Raw genomic sequence first — 14,341 nt, 5'->3', positions numbered from 1 at the left:
CTGTTAGTGGGCGTTAACTAATGGATTATCACTGCTGCAAAAATTCATTTAACTCAGGATCGGTTATTATTTTTTTGCTTAGCTCATCGAGTAGCTTATTGATGGCGAGCTCTAGAGTGGCAAAATCGGCACTGAATGGCCCCGTTACTGTATTTTTGGCCGTGTAGCGCTTTGTCAGTGTGTGATTATCATTTTTTGCGATGATATTAATAATGATATTGCTGTTGGCTTCGTAGTTGAATGTGCCCGTGTCTACATCGGTTAGTAACTGCTCTATTTGGAGCTGGATCTGTTTTGTTGAGCTGGGATCTATTTGATAACCGGCTTTAGTAAATCCTTCACGAAATACGTCATCCAATTGCTTTCTTGGGGCCTCAGAAGGGCTGATCAGCTTGGCTGCTTGGTCGTCATTATTGAATCGAACAATAAAGTTAGCCGAACGAGTATCTATGGTCTCTATGGCTAGTTGTTCAGGCAATTGTAGCTGGGATTCGATGTTTGGGACTTGAGGATTGAGCGCGATATGACTCGGCATCTGAGAAGCACAACCCGATAGAGCAATCGCGGCAGTTAGCGAAATAAATAAACGTTTCATGATGGTTTTATCTTAATTTAAATGAACAAAACTGAATGGTATCAGCATACCAGAAATGCTTTTGGATGCCATTGTTCCTTGCCCCGAGACTATTGGTAGTCGTTAAGAGGCTTTGAACTTTGTTAACATCAGGTTAGAGTAAATGTTCAACATTGAATTTAATCTGGAGATGGGCGTGAATGAGTTTTCCCCTATGCACATAGAGAGTAGGCCTGCTCCCTCGAGTCTTATCTCGGAAAGAGGAGTACCAAGCTTTGGTTATTTTGATGGGCCAGTGGCCTCGCTTGGGCTTGAGTTGTTTAATTACGTTAATGAGATGGATAGACCCGCCTCGGTTCTGAGTCGTTATTTTCACTATAAACAGTTTCAGTTTGTCAGCTTAGTGACACCGCACTACATTATTGGCGTAGCGATTGCCGATATTCGTTATGTTGGCAGTGCATTTTGTTACCTTTTCGATATCAGTAAGAACAAGCTTATTGAGACTAGTTGGCTTAAACCTCCCAGTTTGGGTTACAGCTTAGCGCCATCCCCGATGGATGGAACTGCTAGAATTGTTGGGCGCAAGGGAGCCGTGGCTTTTAATCTAGTCCAAGGTATCTGGTCTTTATCTATCGATACATCAAACATTAAAGCTGAATTGACTTTGCTGCCACCAGCACTCAGTTTGCCCATGGCCATGTGTAATCCAACAGGTTATAGCGGCTGGACCTATACCCAAAAGCATAACGGGCTAAAACCACAAGGTCAGTTAACGATAAATGATGAACCTCAACCTTTGAATCAAGTACTGGGCAGTTATGATTTCTCTGCAGGTTATATGCGCCGCGAAACTAGCTGGCGTTGGGCTTGTATTAATGCGCACAGTGACAAAGGGGTAATCGGATTAAACTTAGCCGCAGGGGTCAATGAAACAGGCTGCAACGAAAACGTATTTTGGGTTAATGGCGAGCGGCATTTGCTAGGATCTGTGCATTTTGACTTTGCCAGATTTAGAGGAGATAAACAGGGAAGTAAGCAGGGGGAGTTATGGCGAATATATTCTGATAACGGTCAGATCGAGCTCTCTTTTAAGTCACAGAACTGCCGTCAAGAAAAGCTAAATTTACTCTTGCTAAAAAGTAATTTTAGGCAGTATATCGGTTACTACTCAGGTTATATCATCGACAATTCAGGCACTAAGCATACCCTAGACAAAGTATTGGGGTTAACAGAAGATCACTTCGCACGCTGGTGATAGATATCGACATATCTGGACAATAATAATAAAATTTAGATTAGGATTATGATATGGATTTCAATGCGCTTATCGCTCACCCAGAGTTATTACTCCTAGGGTTAGCGCCACTCTTTTTCATCTGCATTTTACTGGAGTGGTATCTGGGAGACAGGCGTAATAAGTTACCCGCCAATGCAAAATATCGCTTGCCAGAAGTCCTGTGTAACCTGTCCCTTGCTGGGTTGCATCAAGGGACTGATATCCTCACGGGCTTGCTGATAGCAAAACTCTATCTGTTTTTTTTTGGTTGGCGTCTTTTTGATATTCAGATGGGGATTTTTAGCTTCATATTGCTCATGGTCGCACAGGATTTCTGTTATTACTGGTTCCATCGAGCTAGCCATCGGATCCGTTGGATGTGGGCGGCTCATGTGGCTCACCATAGTTCAGAAACCATGAACTTTAGCACGGCGTTTCGTCAATCCCTTATGTATCCCCTCGCAGGGATGTGGCTATTTTGGCTTCCTTTAGTGGTACTGGGTTTTGATCCTAATTGGGTGGTATTCGTTGTCTTGCTCAATCTTGGTTTGCAATTTTTTGTTCATACACAGGCGGTCAGATCATTGGGTCCCTTAGAGTTAATCTTTAACACTCCGTCCCATCACAGAGTTCATCATGGACGAAATCCGCAATATATCGATAGGAACTATGCTGGCGTGCTGATTATTTGGGACAAGATGTTTGGTACCTATGCCAAAGAGGAGGAGACTGTCGAGTATGGGATCACTAAACCTGTCAACAGTTTTAATCCCTTGGTGGTGACCTTTAGAGAGTGGCGAGATATGTTGAGTGAAGCATTTGCGTCAGGGTTAACAATAGGCGAGAGATGGCGTCGCTTGTTCTCCCCACCCCAGACTCGAGAGCGAGATTAATCTGTATTCTGTTATAAGTGATATTTAAAAATTGAGATATGGCAAGCAAAGTTAACTTTTTGAATAATAACAAGGTGTGATAAGGTTGATGTCTCATGTAATCATGTAATAGGTTGACTATGAAAGCATTTATTTCAGAATTGCCCAAAGTGGAATTACATCTTCATATTGAAGGAACCCTAGAACCTGAGTTGATGTTTGAATTGGCGCACCGTAATAAGGTGGCAATTCCTTTCGATACTCCAGAGGCCGTTAGGGCTGCCTACGACTTTCATAATCTGCAATCATTTCTCGATATCTACTACCAAGGTGCGAATGTACTTATTCATGAACAGGACTTTTTTGACCTGACTTGGGCATATCTCTTGCGTTGTCAGCAGGACAATGTGATGCACACGGAGATTTTCTTCGACCCACAAACCCATACTGATAGAGGGATCTGTTTCGACACTGTCGTTAAGGGGATCCACATGGCGCTGTTGCAAGCTGAAAGTGAGCTTGGGATCAGCAGCCAGTTGATTATGTGCTTTCTGCGTCATCTGGATGAGGAGGCTGCTTTTGCTACATTGGAGATAGCCCTACCTCATAAAGATAAAATAGTGGCCATAGGGTTAGATTCTTCCGAGCAGGGAAATCCACCAGAGAAGTTTAAACGGGTTTTTGAAAGGGCGTTGGAATATGGCTTTTTGACCGTGGCCCATGCCGGCGAAGAGGGGCCTGCGCAGAATATTCATGATGCACTGGATATGCTAAAAGTGAGCCGAGTCGATCATGGCGTCAGCTGTGTTCAAGACGCCGTGTTGATGGAGCTGTTGGCGAAAAGCCGTGTGCCGCTGACTGTTTGCCCTCTGTCAAATACTCGTCTTAAGGTGTTCGATAACATGGATCAGCACAATATTGCCCAGCTTTTGCGTCATGGTCTGTGTGTCACCATTAACTCGGACGACCCCGCCTATTTTGGCGGCTATATGACCGATAATTTTAATGCTGTCGCTGAGGCATTACCATTAACTAAAGCGGAGCTGACGCAATTTACCCTTAATGCTATCGAAGCCAGTTTCATCAATGATGATGCCAAAGCCGTGATGAAGACGTGTACCCTGGCCTATTTGGAAACCAATAGTTAACTTAAGACCGTGATTGATCCGTTATTTATATATTCAATGTCAATTCGTTCAGTTTCAGTACAGTTTCCAAATTCAGATGGCATGTTATATTTTGGGTGGCAAAGTTATCTAGAGCTAATGTGACTTGCTTGTGGTTTGACTTGATGCTGCCTATCAGTGTCATCGTAGGATAGTGGTTTAATAATAAACAGGGAATGATCATGAAAAAGGCGTTGTTAGTGGCTGTATGTTTGTTGGGCGTACCAGCCTATGCCAGTGAGTCCAACCACATTATTGGCGGAAGTCTTGGTTACGGAACTCAGGATTTTGAGTCCGATAATGGTAAGGAGTTCGGTGCAGGGGACAGCTTAAGCACTGATATCTATTATCGATATATGTTGAATAATCACTTTGGTGTTGAAGCGGGGCTTATGGCCGGTACTGGTGGTATTGTGAGTGCGATATCCAGTATATTTTCCAGTGTGGATAATATTAGTTATACAGGTTTTCGAGGTGCGATTTATGGGCAAGTCCCCCTTTCCGAGAGTAACCATCTTTATGCCAAAGTAGGTATGAGCGCTAACCAGCTGGATTATGATATTACAGGTTTCTTCAGTAGTGATGAGGTCAAGAGTATTGAAAGCAGTGGCAGTGATTTTTATGGTGCAGTCGGTTGGGGCATACGTTTTCAATCAGGTTTTGGTTTAAACCTTGAGTATCAATACGTTCCGATTCAAGAGCTACAAGTGCAAAGCTTCAATTTCGGCATGAGTTACCGCTTTTAATTCAGCCTTCCAATGAAGGCTGATTACATTTTCTGCTTTAGCTTTCGGCTGAGTTTGGTATTGAGGGATGTGTCTGGAGGTATCACCTTTATTGCTGTTTATCGCCTCCAGCGAGGTATGTGCAGACACTTCTGCGAAACGCCGTGAATCCATCCGTGGATGGCTCTACCAAAACTTCCCTGTTTTGGAAGCTCGCAGCTGCATCTACATCTGTTCATTTTTCTCTTCGATTTGACTTCATTGCTGGAGTTTCGTAACTCACTTTTGCCCCTTTATCAGTTTCAGGCGATATGCTACACAGAACCGTAGCAAGTTAGTTGACCTACTTTTGCTAATCGATAAGTGACAGCTTTAGATAAGACATCAATATCAATGCTAACTTTGCAATTTTTCGTGCTCGTTTATTCAGTGCTACTCTGGTAGAGTTCTTATAAATCAATAGCTTTACTTTAGTAAGGCTTTAATAATAGGCTTATTAAATACGCATGCGCACTGTACGAATGTTAGGCTACATGGTCGCAGTACAGCGCTCAATTTGTGTTAATTAAAATGAACTGGGAATTTTATGGATAAGCGTTATCAAGTTTTTGTGAGTTCTACCTATGTTGACCTTCAAGAAGAAAGGCAAAGTGTGTTGCAAACATTGATGGAGATGGATTGCATTCCTGCGGGAATGGAATTATTTCCTGCAGCAGATGAAGAACAGTGGGAATTCATTAAAAAAATTATTGATGACTGTGATTATTACCTGTTAATAATCGGAGGTCGTTACGGTTCTACCGCTGATGACGGGCTCAGTTATACAGAAAAAGAATTTGATTATGCTGTAAGTAAAGGTATTAAAGTAATCGCATTATTACATAAGTCACCAAATGAATTACCAAGGGCTAAATCAGAAAATGACGAAGCTAATTATCAAAAATTGCAAGATTTTCGCGATAAAGTAAGTAATGGTCGTTTAATTCGTTTTTGGGATAATCCTGCGCAGTTGCCAGGTCAAGTTTCACTCAGTTTAAACAAAACCATTAAAATGTTTCCCGCTATAGGCTGGGTGCGAGCTGATTCAACAGCTTCCCCTGAGTTGTTGGCTGAAATAAATGAATTAAGGAAAGAAAACAATAAGATAAGCATGCAATTAGCCGAAGTGAATTCATCTTCAACTCCCATTCCTGAAACCGAGTTAGCAAATTTTGATAGTAGAATAATGCTTAAAGGCGACTATAGAATTTATGCAAACAGCTTTCATGACGATACTCAATATGCCAGTTGGTCTAAAGAAACAACTTGGAAAAATCTCTTTAGCACTATTTCCCCTTTCTTAGTCGATAGACCATATGAAACCTCAATTAGTGAGTTTATAGCTTCACATTATAGTGGTACTGATACGAACAATTATAATATTAGTAGTCTGTTGGTCGATACTCAGGTGTTATTTACTATTCGAATTCAGTTTGTGGCATTAAACCTAATCTCCATTGATAGTGGCGATGCAGTATCTAAGTGGGAGTTAACAGACCTGGGGACTCAAAAAATGTTGGAAGCTAGAGTTGTTAGGAAAAGTGAATAAAACCTGTCGGTAATAGTCGCCTAACAAATAATCTAACCTGACTTGCAACGCGTGGCAGTTTTACTTCCAATCTGTTTTAGAGATTATGGCGCAATGCGGAATTACCGTATTGCCTTGCTGCGCAAGTTAAGTGGGCGTTACAATATGGCCGAGCACTGTACATTTCCTAATCTCAAAGCCCAGTTTTAGAGCCTGAGTTCTAACGCACTTTTGTCCAAAACCTTCCTAGAATCACTCAATCTCTGATGTGATCACCAAGGGACTTTGTCGTACAAAACCTAAATCGAAGAGATAAACAATTAGGTGTGAATGCGGCTATGACCTTCGACAGCAAGGCGAGGTTTTACAGGGTGAAACTCTTCGAGCGGGAGATAGGGATATTGAACTGGCCTTTTAACAGGGAGGTTATTGGCTGTCGTAGAGGCTATAGGGATTGAGCTTGCAACGATATCCCTATCTTAATGCCAGTTCAGCATCCATGCTTCTCGTTCGTTAGCTTGAAGCTATGCTTCACTCACCGTGTCATAGAAGTATTTACACATAAGGCCTGCTGCAAGCAATAGACAACCACTAAACCATGCTTACCTGACAATAACCAAATGCAAACCTAGCCCAATGAACCCAACCTAAAAAGATATTTGAAACTTGCTATAAGGCAAGTCAGCAAACTTTTGTCCAGAAATGAGTCATAACTATACAACCTAACTCGAAGAGACAAACACTCAGGTGTAGATGCGGCAGTGAGCTTCGATGACATGGATGTCATCGTAGAGACTACAGGGATTGTACTTGCGTCGTCTCACTGAAGTATCTGCACATCGGCCTGCTGCAAGCAATTAACTGGATTAAAGTAATGGCTTGCTGTCAGCTAACTAAATACCAATCTCGCCCAATGAAACCAACCACAAAGATATTTGAAACTTGCTATCAGGCAAGTCAGCAAGCTTTTGTCCAGAAACGTTCTACAACCACAAACCTTACATCGAAGAGATAAACAATCAGGTGTGAACGCGGCTATGACCTTCGACAGCAAGGCGAGGTTTTACAGGGTGAAACTCTTCGAGCGGGAGATAGGGATATCGAACTGGCCTTTTAACAGGGAGGTTATTGGCTGTCTTAGAGGCCACAGGGCAGAAAATGTTCCAGACATTTTTCTGCATTTCCTCCGTCCCTGGAGGTCAGATGTGCTTGCAATGATATCCCTATCTTAATGCCAGTTCAGCCTCCATGCTTCTCGTTCGTTAGCTTGAAGCTATGCTTCACTCACCGTGTCAGAGAAGTATATTTACACATAAGGGGCGTTCATTCACATCTGTGTGATCACGACATTCGTATATCCATATACAGCACATTCTGCAAGCAATAGATATCAACGAAGCTATGCCTATCTGGCAATAACCAAATACGAATTCAGCCAAATGAGCCCAACTAAGAAGATATTTGAAACTTGCGATCTGGCAAGCTACTTCTTGGTGCCATAAAGCCCACTTTGTGGGTGTGGCTCACTTGCTGCTACTTCAACGTCAGCCTCAACGTTGATAGCTAGAGTCTCAAAAGTCTCGGCTTTCTTGCTGATTTTCTGTGCCTGCAAGATAACAAACTTACCGTTTGACGCGACAGTGGTGCAGTTTTTAAAGATGCGCTGCAGCTTTACATGGTATGCCAGATGACGGTTACCAACCACGTGTAAGATGCCGCCGTTTTTCAGTGAACGCCATGACTGGAGGAACATCTGCCAGGCGATGTGATCGGTGATTGCTTCACCTTGATGGAAAGGTGGGTTACATAAAATAAGATCGGGACGCACACCTTCACTTAGGTGGGTTAGGCAGTCATCCCAACCAAAGGTGGCTTGTTCGCCGACGAGACCGTCAGTGTCTAATTTGTTGAGTAGCCAGTTTTGTTTGGCGGATTCGACGGCCATCTCTGAATCGTCGACAAAGTGAATGTAGGCATCTGGAAACAGCTGTTTTGCATGCAGACCTAATATGCCATTGCCGCAGCCTAAATCGATAATCGATTTGAAATTACCTTTAGGCATATTTTCCAGCATGATTTCAGCGCCAATATCGAGTTTGTTAGCGGCGAATACATTGCTCAGGTTACGTATTTCTAGGTTTAATTTAGGAACAGACCATTGAATTTCATTAGGAAGCTTTCGGATGACACCGTCACTGATACAAGTGATCACACGGGTTTTTTTCCAAGTCAGGCTAGCAGTGGCAGGGCCTAGATTTTTGCCAATCAGTTCGAGTACTGACTTGCTAATTGACTTGGCTTTGGCACTAATGAGTACCTGAGTGTCTTTTGGCAGAACGTGAGATAGACGGCTGAGCTGGTGGGCGAAATAGGTTAAGTTCTTTGGAAGCTTCATTAACACAAGTTCAATTTTACTTGGTAGCGCTTCACGGCTATTAAGCCAGGCTATACCTTCACGAGAGAGCTTATTTGTCGCCAAATTTTGCAGAATACCCAGTTGGCTGGTTTTTGCATCTGTTTCAACCATTAATGGCCAAGCTGCGTCCATTGCTCGAAGACAAGTGGTTAATGCGCCAAAATTATCATTGATTATTGCGGTAATAACAGGCTTTTGTTCAGTCTCTTTAAGATGTTTTATTAGGTGCTCATCAGCCGCATCCCACGCCTGTAAGTTTGATTCCTGATCTTTTGGATAGCGTGCTAGTGCTAGCTCAATATCCGTGACTGAAAATTTTGTTGTCATATGCCGAAATGTACCAATAAAATAAGGGCAGGCATTATCGCAGATTAAGATCGGCAGGTATATAAGGCTAAGGTGTCAGTTGGGGGAGATTGGCGTCGGTTAATCTAGAGGGGACAGAGTCGATATGGAACAGCAAGTTTTGCTAGAAGGTGTGCGTGATAACTTTCCTTTTACACTGCTAAAAGGCTATTTAAATCCACAGCAACAACAAGCACTTCTTAAGGAAGCTCAATCTTATCCGTTCACGCGGCCGATAGTGCAAGTTTTTGGTCAGTCTCATGTGATCCCTCGTTCTCAAGCTTGGTTTGGAGATCTTGGTTGTCATTATTTCTACTCAGGTCTATTTATTGAGGCATTACCTTGGCCAAAATATGCGCATAAGCTTAGGGTAATGCTGCACCGTGATTTTGGTTTTATCTCCAATGGTGTATTGGTAAACCATTATGTTGATGGCACACAATCTATGGGGTGGCATAGTGATGATGAGCCTGAAATCGTGTCGGGTAGCGATATTGCCTCTTTAACCTTAGGTGCAAGCCGTGACTTTTTTCTTCGCCATAAAGAGACGCTAGAGAAAGTAAAGCTGACACTCGACAGTGGTGATCTGTTACTGATGCACTGGCCGATGCAACAAAGTTGGCAGCATAGTTTACCAAAACGTATGGGGGTACATAAGCCAAGAGTTAATTACACCTTCAGAAGCTTATCTCCCCACTATCACAATGCTAAGTAAACTACCTCGCATACAAACTGATGGTCACTACATCCTCATAGAGACCTGCGCGGGCAAAAGGCTTGGCGGTGTTTTGGAATGATATGGTCATCTTTTTCCCACTAAATGGGCGGTTGTTGATATCAAATGTCACTTCATCGACTAGGTCGATTTGTTGGCCACTAAACAGGAGTTGGTAGGGCACCTTATTTCGCCGATTTGTCACATTGACAAGGTTTCCTTGATTCAAGGATGCCACGGTCATGCTAACGAAACTGTTGCTCTCGACGTAAACGGGTAAATCACGGCGATTCCTTTGCGTTAAATCCCCTAAGTGAACACGTACTGAGGTGCCTGCTGGTTGGATCCATCTGTCGCTTGAGTTGACTATTTTCGCCCGAACATAGGGAGTGACTAGGTAATCAAAGGAGTAGCTTTTCTGCAACACGTTAGTATTTATATCGCTTTTAAGCTCGGCATCAAGCGTGGCTTGATAATGTCCTGGTGATAAGTCTCTGCCACCCGGGATATACACCCATAAGTCCACTTGTTGTTTTTTGAAAACAGGCAGGACATAGTCGTTTTTACCCGTAATAGACAGGGGTTGGCGAGCGGCATTTCTTAATTCATAGTTATGCTGTGAGCTGAGTCCATGCAGTAAAGGTTCTCCTCCATGAGGTTGTTTGAGTACAATCTCTTTGGCACATTTAGCGAGCACTCTGTCGAGGTAAATGGTACCAGGGATCCAGACTCCTCGTCGTCCTTTTTGTTCTTTGGAGGATGAGTTCGTGTTCAGTTCAATACGCCAATTACCTTCACAGCTGGCGTTGTTGTCAGGATTTTCCTCATAGGCCGAGCTTGAGAACGCGACAGCTAGCATTATCAATGTTAGCGTTGCTTTTATGGGATTAAAGGTTTTCATCACAACTCTCCTTAATACACGCTAAGTTAAGCGTGCCAAGTTCGATTAAATGGCTATCGGCTTGCTCGACTACGACGGGCAAGGGGTGGTATCTGTCATCAGCTATTGTCACCATATACTTTCCCGGTCCAACGCCTTGAACGTAGAAACGACCAGATTTATTGGTGAAGAACGGCAGTTGTAACTCCTCACTGATAATTTCACCTTGTAGGTAGGAGACGGGCTTACCACTGGCATCGATTAATATCCCTTTTGCGGTATATGAGCGGTCTGAACCTATCATCATGTAATGACCTGTTGCAGCGCCAGGTGAGATGGTTATTCTGCTTTCTCCCCAGTCATAGCCAATGGGGGCATCAGGCACGTTAAGGTCAATTATGTTGTTGCTGTAAGCCACTTCTAATGGCAATAAACCGCCAATCATTGGGGTGCCTGCAGCTTTGTAGCCATCTTGTTGATCTGTGCCCAAAAGCACTTGCTGCTGAGACAGTGACGGATGAAGTTGGGATACAATAAAGGGGCCTTCTTGTGCTCGTCCCCAACCCAACTTACCATCAACAAGCCCAATGGCAGTATTGCCTCTAATGGATGCTGAATAGCCGGCATCACTGCCGTTGCTACTATTTTTATTGCGCTCCACTTCTACCTCTAATCGCACTCTGTTAGCGGTATAGTTGAGTTGTGCATTTTGACTCTCTCGTCCATCTTCATACTCAGCTTGTGCCCGGTATCCTAGACTGCCAACTCTATCATTACTGGTTTGATAGAGTTCAACTTGAGAGTGGTTATTATTACTATTGTAATTAGCAGCTAGATTAACCCTATTGCGGGTATTAGATCGGCGCCAATCAAGGGTTATAAAATATTCGACATCAGCGGCATCATAGGTGTCAGTATCTTGGTAGCTGACGCCAGAACCTAAGGTCCAGTTACCTACTTTCCAGTTCAACATAAAGGTGAGATTGCTCTGTTTGGTGTCTTGGTTGTCTTTATAATAGGAGGCAGATATCGTTGCATCCCATTGGTTATTGAATACCCAAACGTAATTAGCTAAATAGCGTTCATATGTTGTCGCTAGAGCCTCTTCATCCCAGGGCGTCGAGGTAAACAAGTCTGAGAACTCAGCGCTCAATCTAAGGTTGGGAGTTTGATTATTAGAAGTCCCTAATACGGTGCTCTCAAACGTGAAGGATAAAATATTACCAAAGCCTGCATTCTCTCGGTTACTAAAAGATAAACGGCTAGAAAGGTTACCCAAATCTGTTCCTAGGGTTGCAGTGGTACCCAGTACTTGTCCATATTTAGCAACGGATCCATTGACCCCAAGTGTTAGCCAGGATAACAGGCCATATTCAGCAAACCCTGCTACCGTCCAGGTGTCTAAATATTCGATACCGTCATCGGCAAAAATAGAGGGCACACCAGCAGTAACAGCGTAATTGAGCATATCTTGGTTTAATAGGCTACTGTTGTAAAATTGCGAAAAAACAAAACGTTCAGCTTTCCCTGAGAGGTAAGTGACGTTGACTATGATGTCATTGGCACCATTAGCCATGGGTAAATTGCTCAGGTTAAAACGTCCTGCCTCCTGACGACCACTGAAAATAATCTGTCCATTGACGCTAATTTCTACTTCGGCACTCTCTTTAAGGATCAGCTCTTGGTTGTTATTAGGGCCTATAATGCGCTCAGGTTGAAGTTCTGCGTAATCACTCTTAATTGACAAGCCTCCAAGGCTAACACTGGATAGGTGCCCAGCAACTCCAGAACCCGAATTCGATTCAACGTCTCCAATCGACATCCGCAAGGGGGCGTTTGGATTATCGTAAAATGCGGTCCACTCTCCTCGCAGGACACGGGTATCATCCTCGTCTGCCTCGAGATGATTTGCTAGGGTTATATTGAGTCCACTAGCACCACCTATATTCATTTGGGCCAACCAATCGGCAGAAGAAAAGCTATTATTGCTGCTGGATTGCCAGCTTTCAGTATGGGTGAAGTTAATACTGTTTAACCAGCTAAACGAGCCACTATTAGAGGGTGAAAACGGGGTGAAACCTTCACTGAAGTCCACGTTGAATTGCCCTAGCGCCTCACTTGATATATCCACAGTAAGGGTTAGGGTAGAAGGGAGAAACACCAGATTAACCCCTTTCTTGGCTAACGTAGCAAGTGACACCATATCATCTGTGGTTGAATGATTTTCTAACAAAGCTTGCCAAACATCATCCGCTACCCGGGTACTGAGAATTGATTTAAGCGACACCAATGAAACAGCGTTGACTTCGGTGCCTTTTAAGGTGACAGGTATTGTGCCGAGTTGTCGCCCTTCAATATCCAGAGGCAGTGAGAAGCTCATCGCATTCGCATTACAAGGGAGTAAGCATATTAGTAACAATGTTAGGGAGAACGGCCATGAAGCCCTTGTTATCACCGCTTGCCCTTTATATCCACCGAGGCTGAACTATCTTGTACTGATAACAAACTATTCACAGCGACGCTGACCATCTCTCCTGGCACAAGATATTGTTGATTAAATAAATGCTGAATGTCTTGCCATTTCCAGTGGTGATTAGCGTGATCACTTTTGACGGTAAAAGAGAGTTGAGGAATAACGATCACCCCAGCCCCTTGATTTGTCAGCAGCATTGTTGAAGGCATGTCGTCCTGATATTCAATGCTAGCGGTAACGGTATTTGTCACGTTACTTGGAGACACAAACACCAGAGCACCAATCTGGAATAACATTTTTATGCTGCTCTCCTTAACGTCATCTTTGATGGGCAACTGACTAAAAACGATCCGATAAGAGTTTGAAATATCAGTTTTGTCACCGATATACTTTACTTTGACCATTTGAGTTTTTCCCGACGGTATTAGCACTTGGGGAGGGAAAACAAAGAAATCATCGGAGTCAGTCAGCTGTTCGGGCTTTTCGCCTGATAGATGTCGTTGTTTGACGAAAATTTCTAAAGGTAGGGGTTGTTCTGTGGTGTTATTGACCTGAAAAAACTGCTCACTTTTACTTCCTTGATCCGAAAAGAATGTCACCATTGGGAAAAGTTCGAAGGCATGTGCAACGCAGGGAAACAGTAAAAGCAGCGGCAACAAGATGGTAAATAATCGCATATATCCTCAAATGGGGGCCAAAGGCCCCTTGTTTGTTAAATCTAAGTAGAGAAAACGATTACTTATCTTGGGTAAAGCGATACATACATTGACGTCTTATAATTCCCCGCTTTTTCCCAGCCGGTCACAATAGGTTTGATGGTCAGGGTATTATCTGCACTCATGTAGCCTTCAGTGCTATTGCTCACATCCATTGCGACTTCGATTGCGTGTGAATTGCTGGCATTTTGCGTTTTATCAATAGTACTTGTGGTGCCGTTAAACGAGACTTCAAGAGGAATAACATCTGTACCATTACTATTTGTAAATGCTTGTGCACCGACAACTAATGTGCCTTTGGAATTATCATTATTACACCAAGCTTGGAATGTAAACTCACTGGCTACGCTGTTGGTTACTTTAACATCTAACTCAATAGATTTATCTTGAGTCGAATACATCATACAACGCTGAGGAACTTCGCCAGTAAGGTCAACATTAAACTGAGTTTGACCGTCTGGTCGCTCATCTGGGTGACTTGACCAATTATTTGCAACTGCGCCTGCAGAAAAAAGCAATGCGATCGCGACACTACTAATTAAACGTTTCATATTATTCTCCGATGATTTAACAACCTTGTTTTGATAGAGAAAATATAAACAGTATCGACTTA

13 protein-coding genes are annotated in these 14,341 nt (G+C 43.1%); 6 read left to right on the top strand and 7 right to left on the bottom strand.

From position 1 onward, the window contains the following. Positions 1-28 precede the first annotated feature (28 nt). Positions 29-595: a YajG family lipoprotein gene (locus tag HWQ47_RS20615; RefSeq protein WP_269967896.1), complete on the bottom strand. Its 567-nt coding sequence runs from the start codon at positions 593-595 to the stop codon at positions 29-31. 142 nt (positions 596-737) lie between these two features. Here HWQ47_RS20615 and HWQ47_RS20610 point away from each other — a divergent pair, with 142 nt between their 5' ends. The 5 genes from HWQ47_RS20610 (at position 738) to HWQ47_RS20590 (ending at position 6,204) form a co-directional block, all read left to right on the top strand. Further along, entirely contained in the window at positions 738-1,832 is a 1,095-nt protein-coding gene (locus tag HWQ47_RS20610; protein WP_442802104.1) for a DUF2804 domain-containing protein, read from the top strand. Positions 1,833-1,885: 53 nt separating this feature from the next. Continuing rightward, positions 1,886-2,746, top strand: a complete 861-nt coding sequence (locus tag HWQ47_RS20605) for a sterol desaturase family protein (RefSeq protein WP_269967895.1) — start codon at positions 1,886-1,888, stop codon at positions 2,744-2,746. A 119-nt stretch (positions 2,747-2,865) separates the two neighbouring features. Then, a complete protein-coding gene (locus HWQ47_RS20600; protein WP_269967894.1) occupies positions 2,866-3,873 on the top strand; it encodes an adenosine deaminase in 1,008 nt (335 codons plus the stop codon). A 200-nt stretch (positions 3,874-4,073) separates the two neighbouring features. Beyond that, positions 4,074-4,637, top strand: a complete 564-nt coding sequence (locus tag HWQ47_RS20595) for a porin family protein (protein WP_269967893.1) — start codon at positions 4,074-4,076, stop codon at positions 4,635-4,637. A gap of 565 nt (positions 4,638-5,202) precedes the next feature. Next, positions 5,203-6,204, top strand: coding sequence for a DUF4062 domain-containing protein (locus HWQ47_RS20590; protein ID WP_269967892.1), 1,002 nt, complete (start codon positions 5,203-5,205; stop codon positions 6,202-6,204). 998 nt (positions 6,205-7,202) lie between these two features. On the opposite strand, the gene HWQ47_RS20585 is transcribed toward HWQ47_RS20590, so the two are convergent. Beyond that, complete coding sequence (locus HWQ47_RS20585) at positions 7,203-7,364, bottom strand: hypothetical protein (protein ID WP_269967891.1); 162 nt, start codon at positions 7,362-7,364, stop codon at positions 7,203-7,205. A gap of 302 nt (positions 7,365-7,666) precedes the next feature. After that, positions 7,667-8,926, bottom strand: coding sequence for a methyltransferase (locus HWQ47_RS20580; RefSeq protein ID WP_269967890.1), 1,260 nt, complete (start codon positions 8,924-8,926; stop codon positions 7,667-7,669). A gap of 124 nt (positions 8,927-9,050) precedes the next feature. On the opposite strand from HWQ47_RS20580, the gene HWQ47_RS20575 reads away from it, so the two are divergent. Beyond that, positions 9,051-9,659: an alpha-ketoglutarate-dependent dioxygenase AlkB family protein gene (locus HWQ47_RS20575; protein WP_269967889.1), complete on the top strand. Its 609-nt coding sequence runs from the start codon at positions 9,051-9,053 to the stop codon at positions 9,657-9,659. 1 nt (position 9,660) lies between these two features. Here the strand turns inward: HWQ47_RS20575 and HWQ47_RS20570 are convergent, their stop codons facing one another. The 4 genes from HWQ47_RS20570 to HWQ47_RS20555 form a co-directional block, all read right to left on the bottom strand. Next, positions 9,661-10,560, bottom strand: coding sequence for a hypothetical protein (locus HWQ47_RS20570; protein ID WP_269967888.1), 900 nt, complete (start codon positions 10,558-10,560; stop codon positions 9,661-9,663). Beyond that, complete coding sequence (locus HWQ47_RS20565; RefSeq protein ID WP_269967887.1) at positions 10,547-12,919, bottom strand: fimbria/pilus outer membrane usher protein; 2,373 nt, start codon at positions 12,917-12,919, stop codon at positions 10,547-10,549. The genes HWQ47_RS20570 and HWQ47_RS20565 overlap by 14 nt, the downstream gene beginning before the upstream one ends. A 71-nt stretch (positions 12,920-12,990) precedes the next feature. Beyond that, positions 12,991-13,689 (bottom strand): fimbria/pilus periplasmic chaperone, encoded by a 699-nt coding sequence (locus HWQ47_RS20560; protein WP_269967886.1) that lies wholly within the window; start codon positions 13,687-13,689, stop codon positions 12,991-12,993. A gap of 62 nt (positions 13,690-13,751) precedes the next feature. Continuing rightward, positions 13,752-14,279 (bottom strand): hypothetical protein, encoded by a 528-nt coding sequence (locus HWQ47_RS20555; RefSeq protein ID WP_269967885.1) that lies wholly within the window; start codon positions 14,277-14,279, stop codon positions 13,752-13,754. Positions 14,280-14,341: the final 62 nt, after the last annotated feature.

The sequence above is a fragment of the Shewanella sp. MTB7 genome (genome assembly GCF_027571385.1).
GTDB lineage: Bacteria > Pseudomonadota > Gammaproteobacteria > Enterobacterales > Shewanellaceae > Shewanella.
The sequence above is the reverse complement of the archived record's forward strand: the minus strand, read 5'-3'. Positions and strand labels throughout refer to the sequence as shown.

Excerpts from the sequence above, each read along its gene's own strand:
- HWQ47_RS20580 (WP_269967890.1), bottom strand. The coding sequence starts at position 8,926 with ATGACAACAAAATTTTCAGTCACGGATATTGAGCTAGCACTAGCACGC.
- HWQ47_RS20610 (WP_442802104.1), top strand. The coding sequence starts at position 738 with ATGTTCAACATTGAATTTAATCTGGAGATGGGCGTGAATGAGTTTTCC.
- HWQ47_RS20590 (WP_269967892.1), top strand. The coding sequence starts at position 5,203 with ATGGATAAGCGTTATCAAGTTTTTGTGAGTTCTACCTATGTTGACCTT.
- HWQ47_RS20615 (WP_269967896.1), bottom strand. The coding sequence starts at position 595 with ATGAAACGTTTATTTATTTCGCTAACTGCCGCGATTGCTCTATCGGGT.
- HWQ47_RS20555 (WP_269967885.1), bottom strand. The coding sequence starts at position 14,279 with ATGAAACGTTTAATTAGTAGTGTCGCGATCGCATTGCTTTTTTCTGCA.
- HWQ47_RS20560 (WP_269967886.1), bottom strand. The coding sequence starts at position 13,689 with ATGCGATTATTTACCATCTTGTTGCCGCTGCTTTTACTGTTTCCCTGC.
- HWQ47_RS20575 (WP_269967889.1), top strand. The coding sequence starts at position 9,051 with ATGGAACAGCAAGTTTTGCTAGAAGGTGTGCGTGATAACTTTCCTTTT.
- HWQ47_RS20565 (WP_269967887.1), bottom strand. The coding sequence starts at position 12,919 with ATGAGCTTCTCACTGCCTCTGGATATTGAAGGGCGACAACTCGGCACA.
- HWQ47_RS20595 (WP_269967893.1), top strand. The coding sequence starts at position 4,074 with ATGAAAAAGGCGTTGTTAGTGGCTGTATGTTTGTTGGGCGTACCAGCC.
- HWQ47_RS20600 (WP_269967894.1), top strand. The coding sequence starts at position 2,866 with ATGAAAGCATTTATTTCAGAATTGCCCAAAGTGGAATTACATCTTCAT.
- HWQ47_RS20605 (WP_269967895.1), top strand. The coding sequence starts at position 1,886 with ATGGATTTCAATGCGCTTATCGCTCACCCAGAGTTATTACTCCTAGGG.
- HWQ47_RS20570 (WP_269967888.1), bottom strand. The coding sequence starts at position 10,560 with ATGAAAACCTTTAATCCCATAAAAGCAACGCTAACATTGATAATGCTA.
- HWQ47_RS20585 (WP_269967891.1), bottom strand. The coding sequence starts at position 7,364 with ATGCAGAAAAATGTCTGGAACATTTTCTGCCCTGTGGCCTCTAAGACA.